Source organism: Macrococcus brunensis (assembly GCF_022343725.1).
Taxonomy (GTDB): domain Bacteria; phylum Bacillota; class Bacilli; order Staphylococcales; family Staphylococcaceae; genus Macrococcus; species Macrococcus brunensis.
Genome location: NZ_CP092179.1, coordinates 1,532,500 through 1,550,476, shown reverse-complemented (window position 1 = coordinate 1,550,476; position 17,977 = coordinate 1,532,500). Strand labels below are relative to the sequence as shown.

The window sequence follows — 17,977 nt, the reverse complement described above, 5'->3', positions numbered from 1 at the left end:
AACATTGTCGAAAAGCGTGATATAATGAAAAAGAAAACGATTACAGGAGGTCATCATGACAATTACTATCTATGATGTCGCACGTGAGGCCAAAGTTTCAATGGCGACTGTCTCGCGAGTAGTTAACGGTAATCCAAACGTTAAACCAGCGACGAGAGACCGGGTTAATGAAGTCATCAAGCGTTTAAACTATCGCCCGAATGCTGTCGCACGTGGACTTGCCAGCAAAAAGACGACGACTGTCGGTGTCATTATCCCTGATATCTCAAATATTTACTATTCAGAACTTGCAAGAGGTCTGGAAGATATCGCCAAAATGTATAAATATCAGACGATTATCTCGAACTCAGATAATGACCCTGAAAAAGAAAATGATATTTTCAATAATTTACTCAGTAAGCAGGTCGATGGCATCATCTTTTTAGGAGGTACATTGTCATCTGAGACACTTCAACTGATTCAATCGACATCTGTGCCCGTGGTCGTATCTGGTACACATGATGTTGAAGAGACGTTACCTGCTGTTAATATTGATTATAAAAAGGCAAGTACAGAGATCACTGAGCGCTTAATAGAGCAAGGTGTCGAACGTTTTGCATTTGTAGGTGGCGGTTACTCTGAGAAAGCCCGTCTTGATGTACAGGCAGGCATGGAGGCTGTTCTGGCAGAGCATCAAATCAACTTAGATTCCTCAGCTGTCTACATCGGCAACGAACAGTACCTGGATGGTGAGAAAGCTTTTAATCATATTAAAGAAGCAAAACCACAAGCTGTGCTCTGTATCAGCGATGAACAAGCGATTGGTATCGTTCATGCAGCCCAGGATGCAGGACTGTCTATTCCTGAGGACCTGCAGATCATCAGTTTTAATAACACACGTCTTGTGCAGATGGTTCGTCCTAAGCTGTCCAGTGTCATGCAGCCGCTCTACGATATTGGTGCTGTCGGTATGAGACTGCTCACAAAATTCATGAACGATGAAGAGATAGAAGATACGAATGTCGTGCTTCCTTATCGAATTGATTATAGAGGAACAACGAAATAAAGAATCAACTCAAGTTGATTCTTTATTTTTTTTTAGCAAATCGGTCGACATTGAAACCGCTTTATCATATCATTAAGGAGGAGTTAAAAACATTTAAAGGAGAGACACAAAATAATGGCTGAATATTTATCTGATTTAGAAATCGCTAAACGCTCTACAATTCGTCCAATCCAGGAAATCGCTGAAGAAGCGGGCTTCCCAAAAGAGTCAGTAGAACCTTATGGTTTTTATAAAGCAAAAATTAATACACAGTTAATCGATAAACCGGTTAAAGGTAAAGTGGTATTAGTGACTGCGATGAGCCCGACACCAGCTGGTGAAGGTAAATCTACTGTAACAGTTGGACTGAGTGACGCATTCAGAAAAATCGGTGAAAACGTTATGGTTGCTCTTCGTGAACCATCTCTTGGACCAGTATTTGGTATGAAAGGCGGCGCTACTGGTGGTGGTTACGCTCAAGTATTACCAATGGAAGAGATCAACTTACACTTTAATGGTGACTTACATGCGATTACAACTGCGAACAACGCTTTAGCAGCATTCATCGACAACCATGTTTATCAAGGTAACCAATTAAACATCGACCCTCGTCGTATCTCATGGAAACGTGTATTAGATATGAATGACCGTACATTACGTCAAGTTGTTGTAGGTCTTGGTGGACCATTCAAAGGGGTACCTCGTGAAGATGGTTTTGATATCACTGTTGCAAGTGAGATTATGGCTGTATTCTGTTTATCTCGTGATATCCATGACTTAAAAGAAAACATCGCTAAAATTACTATCGGTTTCACTTATGACCGTAAACCAGTTACTGTTGGTGATTTAGGGGTACAAGGTGCATTAGCATTAATCCTTAAAGATGCAATCAAACCTAACTTAGTACAAACAATTGAAGGAACACCTGCGTTAATCCACGGTGGACCATTCGCTAACATCGCTCACGGCTGTAACTCAATCATCGCAACTAACACAGCTCGTCAAATGGCTGATATCGTTGTAACAGAATCAGGATTCGGTTCTGACTTAGGCGCAGAGAAATTCATGGACATCAAAGCGCGTCGTGCTGGTTTAGAGCCAAGCGCAATCGTTGTAGTCGCAACTATCCGTGCGATGAAAATGCATGGTGGCGTAGCGAAAGACGAACTTAAAGCTGAAAATGTTGACGCACTTAAAAAAGGTATCGTTAACTTAGAAAAACACTTAGAAAACTTAAAACAATTCGGTGTTGAACCAGTCGTAGCATTAAATGCTTTCGTTACTGACACTGAAGAAGAAGTAAACTTCGTTAAACAGTGGTGTGCAGAGCGCAACATTAAAATCGCACTTACAGAAGTTTGGGAAAAAGGCGGAGAAGGCGGCGTAGAGCTTGCTAAACTCGTTAAAGAAGTAATGGATACTGAACAAAACTTCAAACCATTATACGAGCTTGAATTACCAGTTGAAGAAAAAATCCGTAAAATCGTTAAAGATATCTACGGCGGAGATGATGTTGTCTTCACTGATAGCGCGAAAAAACAACTTAAAACAATTAAAGACAACGGCTGGGATAACTATCCAGTATGTATGGCTAAAACACAATACTCATTCACAGATGATCCTAAAAAATTAGGTCGTCCAGCTGGCTTTGAAATCACTATCCGTGAATTAATCCCTAAAACAGGGGCTGGCTTCATCGTAGCGTTAACAGGAGATATCATGACAATGCCTGGTTTACCGAAACAACCAGCAGCACTGAACATGGATATCGACGCAGAAGGTAACGCAGTCGGTTTATTCTAATAACAAGAGACGCATCCATTAGGATGCGTTTTTTTCATCAAAAAAATCTCTGCCGGCTGGCAGAGATTTTTTATTGTGCGTCGTCTTCTTTTTTCTTATTTTGTCCGCGTAATTCATTGAACTGATCTGCAATAGGCGATTTAGGTGAAATCTTTGATTTAGTGCTGCTGTCAATATTGTTACCTAAGCGATTCAGTACACGCGGGTCATCAATCGATTTGTTTGATAGGTCAGTATTCTCCCACACTAAACTATCTGCAGCGGGTTCACCTTGATTACATGAGCCATTAGGGCTGTTCGTAATCTGACAGATTTTCTGTGTTTCAACACTATCAGGTTTAGTGAACTGTTCATTTACACCCATCTGCTCAGGATCAATCGCTGTGATACTGTTATTGATATCACGCCATAACTTAAGTTGATAGTGATTCTCCTCGTCAAATGGAATAAGTTTATCGTAACCCATCCAGATACCGAGTGTCACTTTCGGGTTATAGGCGATAAACAGGCTGTCTGTACCATTTTCAGCTGTACCAGTTTTACCTGCCCAGTCCTGATTGAACTGGAATGTACCTTTTAGCTGATAAGCACTACCTGTGTCAAGAACGCCGCGGAGCATATCCGTCATGATATAAGCTGTGGCATCACTGAATACTCGTTCAGGTGCTGCTTCGTGTTTATAGACTGTTTTACCGCTGTTATCTTTAATCGTCTCAATCATATAAGGCTCCTGATAATTCCCTTTGTTAGCGAATGTCGAGAAGCCGTCAACATTATCTTCAAGGGTCGTATCTGTCGCTCCAAGTGGAAGAGATAAATTCGGTTTCTGATTGTCAGGAATGTTGATATGCATTTTATCAAGGAATTCCCATGGTTTTCTATCCTGAATACCTGAGTAAAGTCTTAACGTACTTAAATTGAATGAGTTGATAAGAGCCATACGAGTAGTGATCTGGCCGAACTCTGTTCGTGCATAGTTCTCAGGTTTATAGCCATTCACATCAAAACGTTTATCAAGCAACATCGTTTCAGGTGTTGTGACACCATATTCAATAGCGGGTGCGTAAGCAACGAGTGGTTTCATTGTAGAACCAGGTGAACGTCTTGTCTGAGTCACGTGGTTATTTTGAGATTTTTCGTAATCACGTCCACCGACGAAGGCGATGATCTTACCTGATTCATTCTCTTTTAACATGACACCGACTTCCTGCTGCAGGTTCACTGTCTTACCGTCTACTTCTGCTGGACGATCATATGAATAGTAATAAGGATTGTCTTTGATTTCGTTCATTTTATCATAAATAGGTTTGTTAATAGTTGTCTGAATCTTATAGCCTTCGTTTCTAACTTTATCATTTGCGAGAGCTGTATACTTATCATTGAGTATTGGTGTTTCATCGAGCTGCTGAGCCGATACTTTATCTTTCTTGGCGAGTTCATATTTAAGAATATCTACTGCACGATTTTCAACTTCCTTCGTCAGGAATGGATATTCCACATCAGGTTTAGAAATACGTTCAACAAACGATTTCTTTAAATTGAATTTAAGTGCTTCCTGATATTCTTTATTTGTGATTTTCTTTTCTTCTTTCATTCGTTTCAGCACATACTTCTGACGTTCAAACCCGTATTTAAGTTCCGCATCTTTTTTAACTTCACCCGTTATTAAGAATGGGGTATATGTATAAGGGTTCTGAGGCATACCGGCTAAATAAGCACTTTGCGCTATGTTAAGGTCTTTAGCTTTCTTACCAAAAACGCCTTGTGCTGCCGCTTCGATACCGGCGATATTCTGACCATTCGTATTACGTCCGAAACTGACAACATTTAAATAGACTTCAAGTATCTGCTGCTTCGAAAGTGTTTTTTCTACTCTGAAAGACAGCAGCATTTCTTTAGCTTTTCTTTCAAAAGAAGTTTCATTGGAGAGTAACTGGTTTTTCACTAACTGCTGCGTCAGCGTACTGCCTCCGGATGAAGAAGCGCTGCCGAGAAATTCCTGAGCACTTGCTCGGATAAAAGCTTTAGGAACAATACCATTATGCTGATAGAAATTTTCGTCCTCTGTTGAGATGAGTGCATCGACAACATGAGGCGTGACTTGATCGTATTTAATCACAGTCCGAAGCGTATCGGCATTTAAACTTCCTAAAGATTCGCCCCCGGCAAAATAAACAGTTGAACTCTGGTTCATTGAGTATAATGAGTTTTTCAGTTCATTTTTGGAAGGAACAGGTTCATCTTTGACAAGACCTGCAAAATAACCAATACCAAAGCCGCCCAGTAAAGTGGCTAGTAGAAAACCACCGACAAGTATGAGTAGAAATAAATTCGCAAATACTTTATAAATAGAGTTGAATATGACATAGGGCGTCCATTTTACAGTCTTCAGATTAGACTTATTTTGAGTATAAGTATTCTTCCAATTAGAAGAACTTCGCTTTAATTTTGACATCTCTAACCTCCTGAATTATATTCAGTATAGCATATGAAGGACTTGACTTAGAAGCATTCATTCATTAAACTAGTAACATAATTATATACTTCAGACTATAGGACAAGTAAGACATAATCTTCTCTTTTAGAGAGTCAGTGGGGCTGGAAACTGGCGGGAAGCTATGGATGAATACACCTAACGAAACAGTCTGACGGCTCTGATGACCTTTTCATCAGCAAAGTGATGAGCAATCATAAGTTTGGTGGTACCGTGTATTCAAGCACCCTTACATTAGTAGGGGTGCTTTTTTTATTTTAAACAGGAGGGATTTATATGACGAATGAATTATTAAATGACTTGAAATGGCGTGGTCTGATTTATCAGGAGACACATCCTGAAGAGATTGAAGCACTGCTTAACAAAGAAAGTGTCAGCATTTACTGCGGAGCTGACCCGACTGCAGACAGCCTGCATATTGGTCACTTATTACCGTTTCTGACCTTACGCCGTTTTCAGGCACATGGCCATCGCCCGGTCGTGCTGATTGGTGGCGCGACAGGTATGATTGGGGATCCATCTGGTCGTACAGATGAACGTGTCCTGCAGACACCTGAAATGGTCCAGCACAATGTGGATGGTATCAAAAAACAGATGGAACAACTTTTCGATTTCAGCGGAGATAACGGCGCTATCCGTGTCGATAACAAAGACTGGCTCGGACAGATTGATCTCCTGACTTTCTTAAGAGACTACGGTAAACATGTCGGCGTCAACTACATGCTTGGTAAAGATAGCATTCAGTCACGCTTAGAGACAGGTATCTCTTACACAGAGTTCACATACACGATTCTGCAGGCGATTGACTTCGGTCATCTCAATAAAGCGCACGATGTTAAGATTCAGCTTGGTGGCTCAGATCAGTGGGGCAATATTACATCTGGACTTGATCTTATGCGCCGTATGTACGGCGAAGTCGAAGCATACGGTATTACCGTTCCGCTTGTCACAAAAGCAGATGGCAAAAAGTTCGGTAAGTCTGAATCAGGCGCTGTCTGGTTAGATCGTACTAAGACTTCACCTTATGAGTTTTACCAGTTCTGGATCAATACACCGGATGCAGATGCGATTAAATTCCTTAAATACTTCACTTTCTTATCTAAAGAGGAGATAGAAGCGCTCGAGACATTTCTTGAGACAGAACCACATCTTAGAAAAGCTCAGAAAGCACTTGCATCTGAAGTCACAAAACTTGTGCATGACGAAACAGCCCTTCAAGATGCCATCCGTATTACAGATGCACTCTTTAAAGGCGACTTATCACAGTTATCAGCTGACGAAATTCGTCAAGGTTTCAAAGATGTGCCGCAGAGTACGGTTTCTGAATCTACCAATTTAGTAGATTACCTGGTTGAAGCAGGCGTCAGTCCAAGCAAGAGACAGTCACGAGAAGATATCACAAACGGTGCCATTTCAATCAACGGTGAAAAAGTGACAGATACTGCTTATGAAATCAGTGCAGCTGATAAAATTGAAGATGAATTCACCATCATCAGAAGAGGGAAGAAAAAGTACTTCATGGTCAACTATAAATAGGATGAAAGACTGGTTAAAGCCAGTCTTTTTTGGGTATTAGAGAATTAACTTACTTAAAGGAGAAATGACATGAGAAAATTATTGATTCCGATTATTGCGATTATTGCAGTCCTTGCTATTCTAGGTACTATGGTAATGGGACCTTACAACAGATTAGTCTCTCTCGAGCAGGATGTGAATAAAGAAGAATCCAATATCGATACACAGCTTCAACGTCGTCTTGATTTAATTCCTAACTTAGTCGAAACTGTTAAAGGTTATGCGAAACATGAATCTGATGTCTTCAAATCAGTAGCAGATGCACGTTCTAAATTAGCAGGAGCAACAGCTGATGGTACAGCTGCACAAAAAGCAGAAGCGAATGCTGAGATGACTTCAGCTTTAGGTCGATTAATCGCTATCAGTGAAAACTATCCTGAACTGAAAGCAGATGCTCAGTTCACAGGCTTACGTGATGAACTGGCAGGCACAGAGAACAGAATCGCAGTGGCTCGTCGTGATTACAATGATAAGGTAACAGAGTATAATAAAGTCGTGAAAAGCTTCCCGATGAACCTGTTTGCAGGTATTGTCGGTAAACATGAAAAAGAATACTTCAAAGCAGATAGTGCTGCAAAAGATGCTCCTAAAGTTGATTTCAACAATGGAGATGAAAAATAATGACAAAAAAAATCGCGTTTTTAATCGCGATTTTTGTCTTACTTGGTCCATTCTATGAGGTGAATGCAGCTGAACCTCTACCAACGCTTGAAGAACCTGTCTACACTCAGGATCATATCGGTATTCTGAACCAGACACAGGTGGATGAACTCAATGAGCTGGGTAATCGACTGGAACAAGGAACGACAGCTGAAATTCTACTGATGACCATGCCGACTATCGGTCAGGAACCTAAAGGGGACTATGCGCTACGTGCAGGCCGTGAATACGGTGTCGGTCAAAAAGAAAAAGATAACGGCATTGTCATCTTACTCAATCTTGATAATGGTAATGAATTCAGAAATCGAGGATTAAATGTGCAAGTGGGCTATGGCCTTGAAGGCGTACTCAATGATGCAAAGGTCGGGGCGCTGATTGATCAATATGCATTGCCTGATATCCAAAAGGCAGTTGCGATTGATCCGAAAGGGCAGGACCCACAGGCTAAAGAACTCTATGCTTCTGGTGTGACTAAGCTTTATAAAGCAGTCTGGAAGGAAGTAGCAGATTCTTATGGCTATGATGGCAGCAAGTTTACTCGTGAAGAACCAGTCAGTGATTCTGAAAGCGGTGGTTCATTCAGTATATTTGATATTCTTTTAACACTTTTCTTCTTATATCTGATTTTCTCTATGTTCTTTGGCGGCGGTGGTCGTGGAGGACGTGGAGGTGGACGTAGAAGAGGCGTCGGTCCTATTATCTTCTTCCCGACAGGCGGCGGCTTCGGAGGCGGTGGCTTCTCATCTGGCGGCAGTTTCGGTGGAGGCGGCTTTGATGGTGGAGGATTTGGCGGCGGCGGCTTCGGTGGAGGCGGCGCAGATCGCAGTTTCTAGCCATAAAAAAAGTGCTGAACCTATGGGTTCAGCACTTTTTTTATATTTAACTGAATGCGTGTTGTGAGCCGAAGATTTTAGCTTTAATCGCTTCACCTGTCGGAGTACCGGCGATACCTCCAAGACCTGTTTCACGAAGTTCACGAGGTAAGTTACGACCAACTTTATCCATCGCTTCGATGACTTCATCAGCTGGAATCTTACATTCGATACCTGCAAGCGCTAAGTCAGCAGAAATCAGAGCGTTACCTGAACCGACTGTATTACGCATTACACATGGAATTTCAACTAAACCAGCAACGGGGTCACATACAAGACCGAGCAGGTTACCTAAAGCAAAGGCAATCGCATGCGCTGATTGCTGCGGTGTACCACCGAAAGTTGCAACGGCTGCTGCTGCAGCGATTGCAGAAGCACTACCGACCTCAGCCTGACAGCCACCCATAGCGCCTGATACACTAGCATTGTTAGCAATAACAAGACCACAGAGGGCAGAAGTGAATAAGAAATCAACTTGCTGATCATCTGTCAGATTGAATTTATCTTCAAGAGATGTTAAAACGCCTGGAATAGTGCCTGAAGAACCGGCAGTTGGTGTCGCACAGATAAGACCCATCGCAGCATTGACTTCATTTGTTGCAATAGCCCCTTGAATCGCAAGAGCGACAGCATCACCTGATAAAGACTGGTTATTATCACGATACTTCTGCATCTTGATAGCATCCTGTCCTGTCAGACCTGTTACAGATTTAACACCTTCACCAGTAGAGCCGCGTTTAACGGCATCTTTCATTACTTGCAGATTTTTAAGCATTTTAGCGCGAACTTCTTCACGCGTCATATCAGATGTTTCCATCTCCATCTGGATCATAATCTCAGCTAATGACTGATTCGTCTCAGTCGCATGATCTACGACTTCTTTTATAGATTTAAACATAGATGAGTCCCCCTCATAAAATTAGATAATATTTGAAAAATCGATATTTGGATAAGCATTCTTAATCTCTTCGAATGCTTCTTCTTTGATTGGTTTATACAATTGAATCGCGATAATATGGTAATCATTCAGACTAGATTTAATTTCTTCGTTGATTTTTACGCCTAAATCATACATTTTAGCGATACAGTCATTAAATTCAGACATCGGGCTGTTACCATAAAGGACAAGCATAGGTAATGTGTGATTCATGACAACACATGCACCGTTAATATGAATACTACGTAGTTTAATTGTACCGCCACCGATTGAATTGCCTAATACTTCAACGTGTTTACCGCCTGCATCAAGCTTAACAAGCGCTGTATTTGGATGGTCTCCAATACTAGTACCCGTTTCTTCAACAAATTCAATCTCAATTCCTTTTTCTTTTGCAATATCAATTGATGTTTTAACGCGTGGATCTTCTGGTTCAAAGTCGAGAAGACCTGCGATGATCGCTAAATCAGTACCATGACCTAAATGAGTTTCTGCAAACGATTCATAGTAAGAGATATGAATTTTTTCAGGTTCAACACCCAGTACAGTACGTGCTGCAGAGCCGATTCTTACTGCGCCTGCTGTATGTGAACTAGATGGACCTACCATGATTGGTCCTATTACATCAAACGCGCTTCTATAGTCTGCCGTTCTTGCCATAATTATAACCCCCAATAGTTAGTTGTTTATATGTTATTTATTATACTAAGTCAGTTTATAAGTATTAAATAAAATGCTTAATACTGCCCAATTGATAATATCACATTTTAAGCAAAAAAGATAAGATTTTGTAAACGAATTCACAAATGATTGATGACCTAATCATAAGTGAAAATCTTCACATAGTCAAAGAGATAATTGTTAACAATTGATGAACGAAACGACTCTATATTTATAAAAAAAAACACTCTGGTTAACAGAGTGTTCATGTACTAACGGACGTTTTCATCATCGCGGAGAATAAGAGAAACTTCCATCTCTTTGTTATTACGATAAATCGTGAATTTAAGTGAATCTCCAGCTTTTTTGTTCTGATAGAGATAGCTTTTCAGCTCGCTGTCAGAAGTGACCTTTTTGTCGTCGACTGCTGTGATAATATCACCTTTTTGAAGCGTCTTGCCTGCATATTCATCTGTCTGAATGACAACAACGCCTTCTTTATTGGCAGTCATTTCATTTCTATATTGTTCAGGGATCGAATCCGATGAGACGAGGGCGACGCCCATATAAGGACGAATCACTTTGCCGTTCTTGATAATTTCTGAGATGACAGTACGAGCGTCATTGGATGGAATGGCAAAACCGATGCCTTCTACTTCAGCCGCTGCAATCTTCATCGAGTTGATGCCGATGAGCTGACCTGCTGTATTGATGAGTGCACCGCCGGAATTACCCGGGTTGATAGCTGCATCAGTCTGTATGGCCTTTACTGTAGAAGTACCTGCGGAAGTAGAGACAGTCATTGTACGTTCTTTCGCACTAATAATACCCCTTGTCACACTGTTTGATAAATCCAGTCCTAGTGGATTACCGATTGCATAGACAGCATCACCTGTCCGAATTTTGTTTGAATCAGCGAAGGCGATAGGTTTAATATTAAAATCACCTTTTATTTTGAGGACTGCGATATCAGTCAGCGCATCTGTCCCAAGAAGCTCTGCATCCACTTTATTGCCTGAAGCGAGCTGCACTTTGATGTCTGAAGCGCCTTCGACAACATGATTATTGGTCACAATATAAGCGGCCTGGTCATCAGCCTGATAAATGACGCCTGAACCTGTACCTGATTCTTCTTCTGTGCTGCTGGCGTCAGGAAAGATGCCATTGGTCTTCTGGAGATTGACGACTCCGACAATAGCAGGTGAAACTTTCTCGAGCATATCCGGTAATGTCGCATTCTCCTTATTCTGAACAGTTGCATTATCAACGATCTGTGGCACAGAGTTCTGTGTGTCCGACTGAGTGTTCTGCTCGATGACATAATCTGCCCCGAGTGTTAAAGCGGACCCTAGGACACTTGCCAGTAAGAGGGGGAGAAATTTAGGCTGCTGTCTTGCAGCGGAACGTTCTTCAATATATTCAACATGTTCTTCTTCTGTGTTCATAGTAGCCTCCTTGTTTATGTTATTATATATTAATAACAGATAATAATGAAAATTTCATGAAAAAGGGAGATATCAATGTATAAATTGATTGCGACTGTTCTTTACTTCGTTATCGTTATTTTCAGAAGAAAACTAAAAGTTATCGATAAAAAGTATTTACCGAAAGACCCAGCTTATATCCTGACTTGTACGCATAGAAGCATGGTTGAAATCATCGTGCTTGCCATGGCGGTGTATCCGCTTGAAATCCATTATATGGCGAAGAAGGAATTGTTCAAAAACCGTTTTCTGAACTGGCTTTTTACAAGTGTCGGTGCGTTTCCAGTCAATCGTGAGAACCCGGGTCCTTCTACACTGAAGATTCCTGTTAAACTGCTGCGTAACAATCAGACAGTGGGAATGTTTCCTTCAGGCTCCCGTACAGAAGGTGCACCGATCAAAAAAGGCGCGGCTACCATTGCAGTGATGAGCAAGAAACCGATTGTGCCGGCTGTCTATAAAGGGCCGCTGACATTCAAGGATTTATTGTTCGGAAAAGAGAAAGCTTATATTCAGTTCGGAGAAGCGATTCAGCCGACAGATTATCAGCTCCCTAAAAATGAAGCAATAGCTGAAATCACGCAGGCAGTTGATGTCGCTATGAAGAATATGAGTGCGGAGCTCGAAAAAAAATAAAACGACGATTGTTGATACAATCGTCGTTTTATTCTGCTTTCATGACTATGGTTTCAGTGTATTCATCTGGATAAATAAATTGCAGCGTACAGACATGCGGGCGATTTGTTTGTTTAGCAGTTTCTTTGGATTGTTTTCTATAATGGTCGATGAATGTCTCTTTCTCAGACTCATCTCTTAAAAGCTGAAACTGTATGCTCTGATTCAGCAAAGTAGGTAATGATGCTTTTAAAAGTATGGCAGGCATCAGAATAACCTCCTTTTCGAATTATGATGGTATTTAACTATAGCCCGTAAAAGATGACATTAAACCTATTTGACGTCCACTTTTAGATATAATTTTTATATTAGAGATAAAAAAAGACAAGTGCTATTAAGCACTTGTCTCATTTTTATTAACGGATGGAGTAAACAGTTCGTTCTCCAGTTGAACGAGCTTATTGAATGAAGAATCATCAAGCTCATCCGCAGCATTCGCATTCTCCATCAATTCTTCTATAATATGAATATCGACATCAGTCGCTGTAGCTATCTGATAGGCTGTTAACTTACCGCTAAAAAGATTGGAAAGGTGTTTCAAATTTATCACCCTTAACTAAGTTGGTATATTTAGTATAAAGCATTCGGATAATAAAATATAGACTATATGTTAACTTTTATTTTTTTGTCATATATTATTTTACATAAGTCTCGTAATACTTGCGTCCTTTTTCGTAATCCAGACGGTTTTCCCATTTTGCGATAACAAGTGTAGATAAAGAGTTCCCTACAACATTGACGACAGTACGAGACATATCAAGGATACGGTCAATACCGATAATAAGGGCTAAACCTTCCGGATGAAGACCCATCGCTGATAACGTAGTGATTAATACAACGATAGAAGTACCCGGTACAGCAGCCATCCCTTTAGAAGTCAGCATCAGTGTCAGTAAAAGAATCAGTTGTTCAGTTAGTGATAAATGGACACCATACATCTGAGCGATGAATAACGCCGCGATAGACTGATAAAGAGCTGAGCCATCCAGGTTGAATGTGTAGCCTGTCGGTACAACGAATGACACGATTTCTTTTGGCGCACCGAACTTTTCCATCTTATCCATAATACTTGGCAGTACTGTTTCTGAACTTGAAGTAGAGAATGCAAGAAGCAGCTCATCTTTTAAGATGCGAAGTAAATGGAAGATATTAATCTTACAGATAGCCGCAACAGCACCAAGTACAACGATAATGAAGAAAATCATTGAACCCATAACGACAAGGGCTAACTTCAGTAATGGAATTAAAGCATCGATACCGAACGTCATCACTGTAACAGCCATAAAGGCAAATACACCAATCGGCGCGTATTTCATAATCTGATTCGTCATCCAGAAGATGACATCAAGTACGCCTTCTAAAAGTAGCTTAACAGGTTCTGCACGCTTACCTATAGCTGCAATCCCAAGTCCGAAGAACACTGAGAAGAAGATGACAGGCAGTAACTGGCCTTGAGCCATTGCGTCGATGATGTTGGTCGGGATGATACCTACGATGGTATCAATCATATGGTTACCATATGTAGACTGTGCAGCAGCTTCTGCATTTGTTGTATATTTTGATACATCGCCTTTAGGCAGTTTAGTCGGGTCGATACCTGAACCCGGCTTGAAGATGTTGGCAAAAATAATGCCGAGCGCGATAGCGAATGTCGTAATGACTTCGAAGTAAAGAAGCGTTTTCCAGCCATAACGTCCGACAGTTTTCATATCTCCGGCACCTGCGATAGAAATAGCAAGTGAACAGAAGACGATAGGGACAACGATCATCTTAATTAAGTGAAGGAAAACATCCCCAAATGGTTGAATATAGTTCTTTAAGTCATCTTGACCATAAAGGAGAAAACCTACTACGACACCGAGGACTAGCGCGATAATAATCTGGGTAGGGAGACTGATGCCTCTTCTCCGCTTTTTGATTGTTTCCAAAACGAATCCCTCATTTCTTTAGTATTTATAAATAGTATTGCTTTTATGTATCAAAGTCAATGGAAGAATAACTAGCAGAAGCACGATGACAACAAGGCTCAGCGGATGTCCTCTGAAAGCGGATACTTATGTATCATACCATTTTTCAGACTATTTCGCACTCTAATTTAAAAAGATACTTCCTATTTAAAAGAAGTATCTTGTCCTTATCATGGATTGATATGAATCTCAGAGATATTCACGTCGACATTCCCTTTCAATGCGCGGGTGATCATGCAGCTTTCTTCAGCTTTACGCACGAAGCGTCGGAGCAGACTTTGCTTGCTGTCAGGCGCATCTGTCTGGATTGTCACTATATAATCAATTGATTCGTAAGTCAGGATGCCTTTCGACTGATCGACTGTTGCCCTGGACTCCACTTTTAAATCAGTCAGAGGAATACGGTTGTGTTCAAAGAGTACAGATAGAGAAATAATAAAGCAGGTCGTCGCAGCGCCGAGCAGCATCTCATCAGGATTAGTGCCGATTTCAACGCCCCCCATGGAAGCGGGGATAGAGATGTCTGTTTTCATGTTTTGGGTTTCAAGTGTGCCGTGTGAGTCATAGCTGCCGGTAAAATGAGCAGTACCTTCAAAATGGTGTTTCATCAAATCACTCCTTTACCTTATAAAACCATAAAAAAACAGCCTTAAGCAAGCGCTTAAGACTAAATGGATATTAACGTGAGTAGTACTCAACGATTAACTGTTCATTGATTTCAGCAGATAATTCTGAACGTTCTGGTGTACGAACGAATGTACCTTCTAATTTGTCAGCATCGAATGTTAAGTATTCTGGTACGTGGTTAGATAATTCAACTGATTCAGCGATGATATCTAATTTTTGAGATTTTTCACGAACTGAGATGACTTGACCTGCTTTTAATGTGTAAGAAGGAATATCTACACGTTGGCCATCAACTAAGATGTGACCGTGGTTAACTAACTGACGTGCTTGACGACGAGTACGAGCTAAACCTAATTGGTATACCACTGCATCTAAACGAGATGCTAAAAGTGCCATGAAGTTAGCACCGTGAATACCTTTCATTTTACTTGCGCGGTCGAAGATTGTGCGGAATTGACGTTCGTTAATACCGTACATGTAACGTAATTTTTGTTTCTCTTGTAACTGAAGACCGTATTCAGACATTTTTTTACGTTGGTTAGGACCGTGTTGTCCTGGTGCGTAAGGGCGTCTTTCTAATTCTTTACCTGTGCCGCTTAAAGAAATACCTAAACGACGAGATTTTTTCCAAGTTGAACCTGTAAATCGAGCCATGGATTGACTCCTCCTCTTTTGTTTTTTTCGCGAAAAACAAAAATATGATAAATGCTTAAAGCGATATAGTATCTTTCCGTGCCTTCGCCTGTTAGCTTTGGTTACACAGCACGCCAACTAAGGGGACACCATAGAGCGTCTTAATATTTATCTGCTACTCTCGTTTATTCACATTTGTCTATTATAGTTTGTTCTGCCATGCATGTCAATATGATAATTTAATTTGCCTGGGCCAGATGCTTTTCAAGTACACGGACGAAAGCTTCAAGCCCTGTCTGATCTTCTTCAGTAAAACGGTCAGTGATCGGTGCATCGATATCCAGTACGCCATAAACTTCATCGTTCACTGTTATGGGTATCACGATTTCTGACTTGGAGTTCGCATCACAGGCGATATGACCCGGGAATGCATGAACATCTGCAATTCGCATTGTGCGGTTGTCACTGACAGCTGTCCCGCATACACCGCGACCGACTGGTATCGTTACGCAGGCAGGTAAGCCCTGGAAAGGTCCCAGTTGAAGCTGACCATTCTTCATCGTGTAGAAGCCCACCCAGTTCACATCGTCGAGAAAGTAATTGAGTAAACTTGATGCATTGGCCAGATGACTGATGACATCTGATTCACCTGTAAGTAAATGATCAAGTGCTGTATTCAGCGCTTGATAGTCTTTAATTTGACCTGGTTGAAACATAGGACCACCTCATGTTAATAGAATGAAAATATTTGTCTGAACTTCATTTTATACATCGACTTATATTTTCACAATAAAATAGTTTTTTGCAACACTTTTTTACGTTATAATGTTAAAGAACAAGTTGGAGGGAAGAACGTTGATAATTTACATGATTGTGTTACTGATCGTACTGATATTAATTGGAGTCGGCGTCCTGTTTTATTTAAGAAATCAGAAACGTACGGCTGTTGGAAAAGTTGAACTACGTAAAGAGGAAATCAAGGCGCTGCCTTTTCAGAATGAGCTTGTTAAAGTGAAAGATCTCCAGCTTAAAGGCGAAGCGAAAATGAAGTTTGAGGACTGGAAGTACAGCTGGCAGAATGTGCTGAAAAATGACCTCGATGAAAGTGAACTGCATATTAACGAAGCGGATGAGGCATTGGATCGTTTTAGATTTAAAGAGAGCAGCGAACGAATTGATGAAAGTCATCAGACACTTGACAGCATTGAACAGAAGTATCAGACGCTGTCTGCAGAGATTGATGATTATGTGAGTCGTGCCAAAGAAGACCGTATTAAATATGAAGAATGCCGGACTATTTATCGCGAGGCGAAACGTGATGTACTGGCCAATCGACATCAGTACGGTGAAGCTGCGCGACCGCTTGAAGAGAATATCGAACGCTTCTTACCGGCTCTGACTGAGTATGAACAGCTGACGAGTGAAGGGAACTATGAATCAGCGCACTTCAAAATTACAGAAGTTCATGATCAGATGACGCGTCTGAAATCAGATATGGAAGAGATTCCTCTCTTGATCCGTGATGTTCAAAAAGAACTGCCGGGACAGTTTCAGGAAATCCGATACGGCTGTCGCGACCTTAAAGTAGAAGGGTATAACCTGGACCATGTTAAAGTGGACAGTAACCTTCAGACTTTAAAAGGAAAGTTAAACTTAGTTGAACCACTGATCGCGAGACTGCAGCTTGACGAGGCAGAAGAAATTATTGCTGATATTAACGGCACTTTAGATGAGATGCTGGAATTAGTTGAAATCGAAGTGATGGCAAAGAATAATGTGGAGAAATCCAAAGAGCTGATCACTGATGAACTTTTCTACGCAAAAGATATGAACTATACACTGCGTACTGAAATAGAATATGTTCGAGATAATTATTATATCGATGAAGAAGATATTCAGAAAGTACGTCAATATGATAATGAAATTCAAAGTCTGATTGCTGTTTATGATGAGATTTTAAGCGAGATGGCAAAATCAGCTGTCCGCTACTCAGAAGTTGAAGACAACCTGACTTATATCAAAGACCATGTAGGGACAATCAATACTGAGCAGGAGAAATTGCAGCAGCATCTGACAGCGCTGCGTGAATATGAGCGGGAGGCTCAGTCACATACGCTTAAGATTCAGAGCCGAAAAGAAGACGTCTTCCGCAAACTGATGGCCTCTAACTTATCTAGTATCCCTGAACGTTTTATCATTATGAAAAATGAGATCGATATTGAAACGCGCGAGGCGCATGCATTATTCAACAAACGTCCAATGCATGTCGAGCATGTACGAGATAAAGTGCAGAAAGTGTTGTCTATGATGAATACCTTTGAGCAGGAAGTCTTGACAATGCTCCAGCAGGCGTCGTATGCTGAAGCTCTTATCCAGTATGGTAACCGTTATCGTAAGGACCATGCTGACCTCAATAAAGATTTAATTGAAGCAGAGCGATTATTCAGCAACAATCGATATAAACGCGCAGTAGAGATTGCTGAAACTGCGATTGAACGCGTCAGTCCCGGTGCACCTGTACAGATTGAAAAAAGAATGAACGAGATGAACTAACGCAGAAAAAAGA

17 protein-coding genes are annotated in these 17,977 nt (G+C 41.0%); 7 read left to right on the top strand and 10 right to left on the bottom strand.

The window, feature by feature from the left end; translation table 11 throughout:
- Positions 1-55: 55 nt before the first annotated feature.
- Together ccpA and MGG13_RS08035 are read left to right on the top strand one after the other, a co-directional pair.
- Positions 56-1,045 (top strand): catabolite control protein A, encoded by a 990-nt coding sequence (gene ccpA / locus MGG13_RS08040; protein ID WP_133431198.1) that lies wholly within the window; start codon positions 56-58, stop codon positions 1,043-1,045.
- A gap of 114 nt (positions 1,046-1,159) precedes the next feature.
- Positions 1,160-2,827, top strand: coding sequence for a formate--tetrahydrofolate ligase (locus MGG13_RS08035; protein ID WP_133431197.1), 1,668 nt, complete (start codon positions 1,160-1,162; stop codon positions 2,825-2,827).
- Between the two features lie 70 nt (positions 2,828-2,897).
- On the opposite strand, the gene MGG13_RS08030 is transcribed toward MGG13_RS08035, so the two are convergent.
- The gene (locus MGG13_RS08030) at positions 2,898-5,282 is read right to left on the bottom strand and encodes a transglycosylase domain-containing protein (RefSeq protein ID WP_239034548.1); all 2,385 of its coding nucleotides are present in this window, start codon (positions 5,280-5,282) and stop codon (positions 2,898-2,900) included.
- A 315-nt stretch (positions 5,283-5,597) separates the two neighbouring features.
- Between MGG13_RS08030 and tyrS the strand changes: the two genes are divergently transcribed.
- From tyrS to MGG13_RS11330, 3 genes are all read left to right on the top strand, one after another.
- Positions 5,598-6,857, top strand: a complete 1,260-nt coding sequence (tyrS, locus tag MGG13_RS08025) for a tyrosine--tRNA ligase (protein WP_239034547.1) — start codon at positions 5,598-5,600, stop codon at positions 6,855-6,857.
- A 69-nt stretch (positions 6,858-6,926) separates the two neighbouring features.
- Positions 6,927-7,517: a LemA family protein gene (locus MGG13_RS08020; protein WP_133431194.1), complete on the top strand. Its 591-nt coding sequence runs from the start codon at positions 6,927-6,929 to the stop codon at positions 7,515-7,517.
- Complete coding sequence (locus MGG13_RS11330) at positions 7,517-8,389, top strand: TPM domain-containing protein (protein WP_133431193.1); 873 nt, start codon at positions 7,517-7,519, stop codon at positions 8,387-8,389. The genes MGG13_RS08020 and MGG13_RS11330 overlap by 1 nt, the downstream gene beginning before the upstream one ends.
- A 46-nt stretch (positions 8,390-8,435) precedes the next feature.
- Here the strand turns inward: MGG13_RS11330 and sdaAA are convergent, their stop codons facing one another.
- From sdaAA to MGG13_RS08000, 3 genes are all read right to left on the bottom strand, one after another.
- Complete coding sequence (sdaAA, locus tag MGG13_RS08010) at positions 8,436-9,326, bottom strand: L-serine ammonia-lyase, iron-sulfur-dependent, subunit alpha (protein WP_133431192.1); 891 nt, start codon at positions 9,324-9,326, stop codon at positions 8,436-8,438.
- A 21-nt stretch (positions 9,327-9,347) separates the two neighbouring features.
- Positions 9,348-10,025: an L-serine ammonia-lyase, iron-sulfur-dependent subunit beta gene (sdaAB, locus tag MGG13_RS08005; RefSeq protein WP_133431191.1), complete on the bottom strand. Its 678-nt coding sequence runs from the start codon at positions 10,023-10,025 to the stop codon at positions 9,348-9,350.
- A 272-nt stretch (positions 10,026-10,297) separates the two neighbouring features.
- Positions 10,298-11,470: a S1C family serine protease gene (locus tag MGG13_RS08000; protein WP_239034546.1), complete on the bottom strand. Its 1,173-nt coding sequence runs from the start codon at positions 11,468-11,470 to the stop codon at positions 10,298-10,300.
- Positions 11,471-11,545: 75 nt separating this feature from the next.
- On the opposite strand from MGG13_RS08000, the gene MGG13_RS07995 reads away from it, so the two are divergent.
- Entirely contained in the window at positions 11,546-12,145 is a 600-nt protein-coding gene (locus MGG13_RS07995; protein ID WP_239034545.1) for a lysophospholipid acyltransferase family protein, read from the top strand.
- Positions 12,146-12,173: 28 nt separating this feature from the next.
- Here the strand turns inward: MGG13_RS07995 and MGG13_RS07990 are convergent, their stop codons facing one another.
- The 6 genes from MGG13_RS07990 to MGG13_RS07965 all read right to left on the bottom strand — a co-directional run bounded on the left by MGG13_RS07990 (position 12,174) and on the right by MGG13_RS07965 (position 16,127).
- Complete coding sequence (locus MGG13_RS07990) at positions 12,174-12,392, bottom strand: hypothetical protein (RefSeq protein WP_133431188.1); 219 nt, start codon at positions 12,390-12,392, stop codon at positions 12,174-12,176.
- A gap of 126 nt (positions 12,393-12,518) precedes the next feature.
- A complete protein-coding gene (locus MGG13_RS07985) occupies positions 12,519-12,725 on the bottom strand; it encodes a hypothetical protein (RefSeq protein WP_133431187.1) in 207 nt (68 codons plus the stop codon).
- 94 nt (positions 12,726-12,819) lie between these two features.
- Positions 12,820-14,103 (bottom strand): cation:dicarboxylate symporter family transporter, encoded by a 1,284-nt coding sequence (locus MGG13_RS07980; protein ID WP_239035702.1) that lies wholly within the window; start codon positions 14,101-14,103, stop codon positions 12,820-12,822.
- Positions 14,104-14,321: 218 nt separating this feature from the next.
- Positions 14,322-14,759 carry an OsmC family protein gene (locus MGG13_RS07975; protein WP_239034544.1) on the bottom strand — a complete coding sequence of 146 codons (438 nt, stop codon included), beginning with the start codon at positions 14,757-14,759 and terminating at the stop codon, positions 14,322-14,324.
- A 70-nt stretch (positions 14,760-14,829) separates the two neighbouring features.
- A complete protein-coding gene (rpsD, locus tag MGG13_RS07970; RefSeq protein WP_133431185.1) occupies positions 14,830-15,432 on the bottom strand; it encodes a 30S ribosomal protein S4 in 603 nt (200 codons plus the stop codon).
- Positions 15,433-15,650: 218 nt separating this feature from the next.
- A complete protein-coding gene (locus MGG13_RS07965) occupies positions 15,651-16,127 on the bottom strand; it encodes a GAF domain-containing protein (protein ID WP_239034543.1) in 477 nt (158 codons plus the stop codon).
- A gap of 139 nt (positions 16,128-16,266) precedes the next feature.
- Here MGG13_RS07965 and MGG13_RS07960 point away from each other — a divergent pair, with 139 nt between their 5' ends.
- The gene (locus MGG13_RS07960; RefSeq protein ID WP_239034542.1) at positions 16,267-17,964 is read left to right on the top strand and encodes a septation ring formation regulator EzrA; all 1,698 of its coding nucleotides are present in this window, start codon (positions 16,267-16,269) and stop codon (positions 17,962-17,964) included.
- The last annotated feature ends 13 nt before the right edge of the window (positions 17,965-17,977 follow it).

Excerpts from the sequence above, each read along its gene's own strand:
- ccpA (WP_133431198.1), top strand. The coding sequence starts at position 56 with ATGACAATTACTATCTATGATGTCGCACGTGAGGCCAAAGTTTCAATG.
- MGG13_RS08035 (WP_133431197.1), top strand. The coding sequence starts at position 1,160 with ATGGCTGAATATTTATCTGATTTAGAAATCGCTAAACGCTCTACAATT.
- MGG13_RS08030 (WP_239034548.1), bottom strand. The coding sequence starts at position 5,282 with ATGTCAAAATTAAAGCGAAGTTCTTCTAATTGGAAGAATACTTATACT.
- tyrS (WP_239034547.1), top strand. The coding sequence starts at position 5,598 with ATGACGAATGAATTATTAAATGACTTGAAATGGCGTGGTCTGATTTAT.
- MGG13_RS08020 (WP_133431194.1), top strand. The coding sequence starts at position 6,927 with ATGAGAAAATTATTGATTCCGATTATTGCGATTATTGCAGTCCTTGCT.
- MGG13_RS11330 (WP_133431193.1), top strand. The coding sequence starts at position 7,517 with ATGACAAAAAAAATCGCGTTTTTAATCGCGATTTTTGTCTTACTTGGT.
- sdaAA (WP_133431192.1), bottom strand. The coding sequence starts at position 9,326 with ATGTTTAAATCTATAAAAGAAGTCGTAGATCATGCGACTGAGACGAAT.
- sdaAB (WP_133431191.1), bottom strand. The coding sequence starts at position 10,025 with ATGGCAAGAACGGCAGACTATAGAAGCGCGTTTGATGTAATAGGACCA.
- MGG13_RS08000 (WP_239034546.1), bottom strand. The coding sequence starts at position 11,470 with ATGAACACAGAAGAAGAACATGTTGAATATATTGAAGAACGTTCCGCT.
- MGG13_RS07995 (WP_239034545.1), top strand. The coding sequence starts at position 11,546 with ATGTATAAATTGATTGCGACTGTTCTTTACTTCGTTATCGTTATTTTC.
- MGG13_RS07990 (WP_133431188.1), bottom strand. The coding sequence starts at position 12,392 with ATGCCTGCCATACTTTTAAAAGCATCATTACCTACTTTGCTGAATCAG.
- MGG13_RS07975 (WP_239034544.1), bottom strand. The coding sequence starts at position 14,759 with ATGAAACACCATTTTGAAGGTACTGCTCATTTTACCGGCAGCTATGAC.
- rpsD (WP_133431185.1), bottom strand. The coding sequence starts at position 15,432 with ATGGCTCGATTTACAGGTTCAACTTGGAAAAAATCTCGTCGTTTAGGT.
- MGG13_RS07965 (WP_239034543.1), bottom strand. The coding sequence starts at position 16,127 with ATGTTTCAACCAGGTCAAATTAAAGACTATCAAGCGCTGAATACAGCA.